This is a genomic window from uncultured Actinomyces sp., assembly GCF_963526355.1.
Lineage (GTDB): Bacteria > Actinomycetota > Actinomycetes > Actinomycetales > Actinomycetaceae > Actinomyces.
Genome location: NZ_CAUROW010000159.1, coordinates 1 through 3,307, shown reverse-complemented (window position 1 = coordinate 3,307; position 3,307 = coordinate 1). Strand labels below are relative to the sequence as shown.

Genomic DNA, 3,307 nt, shown 5'->3' with positions numbered 1-3,307 from the left:
TTCCGCGAGGACCTGTTCATGTACTACGAGGACACGGACCTCTCCTGGCGCCTGCACGAGCGCGGGTGGGGGGTCGTCTACGTACGCGAGGCAGTGGTGCACCACGAGCACGCGTCGTCCTCGGGCACCGACTCATCCATGTTCATCCGGGTCAACACCCGCAACCGGATCCTGGTGGCCGCCGCCCACAGCCCGGCCCGTGTGGTGCTGCAGGCGCTGGCCCGTACACTGGTGCGCGGCGTGCGCGGTCCGCGACGCGGCCCGGTGATGACCGGACTCGCTCAGGCAGTCGCCGCTCTGCCACGCGAGCTGCACCGCCGTTCGAGTGCATCGTCAAGACACTCGGAGACGCACTCGAGGCGCCGCTGAACCCGCTATGGACTGCCCTCACGGCGCCCCACCCGATAGAGTTACGGGACTGAGACGTTGTCAGACGCCCGAACCGTTCTGCGGCATCATGCGACACGTCATGAACCGGATCGAGGAGGACCCCCGAAGATGGCCGGAAAAGCCGCACGAGCCCCCCGAGTCACCGTGGTGACCCGAACCCGCAACCGTCCCCTGATGCTCGCGCGAGCAGTCCAGTCGGTCGGGGCGCAGTCCTTCCAGGACTTCGAGCTCATCATCGTCAACGACGCGGGGAGGACCGAGCCGGTGGAGGCCGCCCTGGCGAGTGCCCCCGAGTGGCTGCGCAGACGCACCCGGGTGGTCACCAACGAGACCTCCCACGGGCGAGAGGCCGCCCTTGAAGACGGCCTGGCCGTCTCCTCCTGCGAGTTCTTCGCCATCCATGACGATGACGACTCCTGGGAGCCGGGCTTCCTGGCCGCCTGCGTGGAGCATCTCGATGCTCACCCGGGCCACGGGGCGGTGGCGACGCGCTGCGACCTGGTGGCCGAGACAGTCACGGAGGACGGCCTCACCGAGCTCAAGCGGGGCGTGCTGGCACCGGACAAGGAGAGCTGGACCCTGCTGGACACGATGGTGGCCAACTACGTACCCCCGATCTCCCAGCTCATCCGCCGCGAGGTGGCCGACCGCATCGGCCACTGGGACGGCAATCTGCTGACCCAGGCCGACTGGGACTTCAACCTCCGCTTGCTGGCGACTTCCCCGGTCGGCTTCATCGACGGCGAGCCGCTGGCGCACTGGCACCACCGTGACTCCACTGACGAGACGATGGGCAACTCCGTCGTCGTCGATGCCGTCAACCACCGCACGGACAACCTCGCCATCCGGGACCGCTATGCTCGCCTGTCCCTGGATGAGGCGGGCTCCACGGGCTCCACCGACTCGACCGACGGCCCGGCCGACTCGGGGAACCTGGGCTTCATGCTGGTCTCGGCGGAGTACTACCACCGGCTTGAGCAGCGTCTGGCCCAGCAGGATGAGAAGATCGAGCAGCAGGGACAGCAGCTGCGCGAGTCCATGGCACGGCTTGATGAGGCACTGTCGTCATTGCGATTCACCATCGGCGACCTGCACGGCTCGCTCCGCCACGTCCTCCTTCAGATCCATGAGTCCAAGGCGAAGATCGACCACCTCGAGGCCTCAACGAAGCCCTTCTTCCGCACCGTGGCGCAGGGCGTCAAGAGAATACGGCGGGGCTGAGCAGCAGCCGACGTCGCCGTGCCTCAGTCCTGCACGGCGACGTCGACCATGGGGCGTGGTGGCGTGATCCGCTCGTAGTGGGCGCCCAGAGCCACCAGGCCCCCTGACTCCATGCGCGGTCCCGGGATGATGTCGAAGGCCGTGGCCTTCTGGTAGGCGTCGATGACGCTGGACAGGTGCCAGGGCTGGATGGACCCGGAGATGAGATAGGCGCCCGGACGCAGCATCATCGCGGGGATGGAGACGTCGACGCTCCCCTCGCCCGGCTCGATCCTCTCGGGCTGGAACCCGTCGTCGAGACCGTGAAGTCCCCAGGCGAAGATGCCCTCGCGGGTGTCGATGGAGCAGCCGAAGACGGGCTTGTCGATCGTCTCCTCACAGCGGTAGTGCAGGCGGATCGTGGCCTCGTCCCCCGTGCGCATGGAGCTGACCGAGGCGCCGGTGCGGTCAAGCAGCTCGATGCGACTGATCTGGGCCTCACCGCTGCCGAAGCGGGTGCCGATGCCGTCCTTGACCTTCTTGGCGCCGTGAGTGACGTCGGAGTACTTGTCGATGACCTCTGGGGCCGGTCCGACCTCCTTGAGCCTGCCGTGATCCAGCCAGGCGACCTCGTCGCAGAAGGTGCGCATCTGCTCCAGACCGTGGGAGACGACGACGACGGTGCGTCCGTCCTCGCGGAACTCGGCGAACTTGTCCATGCACCGCTCCTGGAACTCCATGTCACCCACGGCCAGGACCTCGTCGACCAGGAGGATCTCCGGCTCGACGTGGATGGACACGGAGAAGCCCAGGCGTACGTACATGCCCGAGGAGTAGTTCTTCACCGGCTGGTCGATGAACTCACCGACCCCGGAGAAGTCGACGATGTCGTCGAACTTGGCCTCGATCTCCCTGCGGCTCATTCCCAGGATGGCGCCGTTGAGGAAGATGTTCTCCCTTCCGGAGAGCTCGGGGTGGAAGCCGGAGCCGACCTCCAGCATGGCGGCCATGCGCCCGCGAGCGGTGATGGTCCCCGTATTGGGGGCCAGGATCCTGGCGATGCACTTGAGCAACGTGGACTTGCCCGAGCCGTTGTGTCCCATGAGCCCGAAGGTCTTGCCCTCGGGGATGTCGAAGGTGATGTCCTTCAGCGCCCAGAAGTCCTCGTAGACGCCGCGGCTGCGCTGGAGGACAGCACCCTTGAGGGACTGGTTGCGGTGGTGGTAGATCCTGAAGCGCTTGGAGACGTCCTCAATACGCACGGCGGGTGCCGCCAGGGATCCGGCCGAGTCCTCTTTGGCCGAGGCCGTGGGTGAGGACGCGAGCGATGACGCGGATGATCCGGTTGATGCAGTCATCTTGGGTATCAGAGCTCCTCAACGATGCTCGCCGAGTGCCGGCGGAAGAAGGTCAGGCCCAGTGCGAGCATGACGGTGGACCACAGCAGGCAGGCAAGGCAGACGGGCAGTGACGGCAGGGCGAAGTCGAACAGGCAGGACCTGAAGGCCTCCAGGAAGGTCTCGGCCGGGTTGAGACGCAGGATCGTGGTGAGCGGGATCGGCTCGCCGTTGATCTGCCAGCCGGCGTCGAACAGGTCGTTCTGGACGTTGTTGACCATGGTCAGGGGGAAGACGACGCCGGAGGCGTACATCCAGATCTGGTTGAAGATCTGCCACAGGTGACCCAGGTCCCGGAAGTAGACGGTGGCGATGGACAG

At 66.3% G+C, this 3,307-nt stretch carries 4 protein-coding genes; 2 read left to right on the top strand and 2 right to left on the bottom strand.

The annotated features are described in order from the left end of the window. Together RWR81_RS13135 and RWR81_RS13130 are read left to right on the top strand one after the other, a co-directional pair. On the top strand, positions 1–369 hold a 369-nt coding region (locus tag RWR81_RS13135), incomplete at its 5' end, for a glycosyltransferase family 2 protein (protein ID WP_399498456.1). A 129-nt stretch (positions 370–498) separates the two neighbouring features. Continuing rightward, on the top strand, positions 499–1,611 hold the full coding sequence (locus RWR81_RS13130; RefSeq protein WP_314458159.1) for a glycosyltransferase family A protein: 1,113 nt from the start codon (positions 499–501) through the stop codon (positions 1,609–1,611). A 23-nt stretch (positions 1,612–1,634) separates the two neighbouring features. Here the strand turns inward: RWR81_RS13130 and RWR81_RS13125 are convergent, their stop codons facing one another. Further along, positions 1,635–2,948, bottom strand: a complete 1,314-nt coding sequence (locus RWR81_RS13125; RefSeq protein ID WP_314458158.1) for an ABC transporter ATP-binding protein — start codon at positions 2,946–2,948, stop codon at positions 1,635–1,637. Positions 2,949–2,956: 8 nt separating this feature from the next. After that, the coding region (locus RWR81_RS13120; RefSeq protein WP_399498455.1) for an ABC transporter permease at positions 2,957–3,307 on the bottom strand (351 nt) is incomplete at its 5' end.

What these genes read in the sequence shown, in the direction of transcription:
- RWR81_RS13130 (WP_314458159.1), top strand. Translation starts at nt 499, where the DNA reads ATGGCCGGAAAAGCCGCACGAGCCCCCCGAGTCACCGTGGTGACCCGA.
- RWR81_RS13125 (WP_314458158.1), bottom strand. Translation starts at nt 2,948, where the DNA reads ATGACTGCATCAACCGGATCATCCGCGTCATCGCTCGCGTCCTCACCC.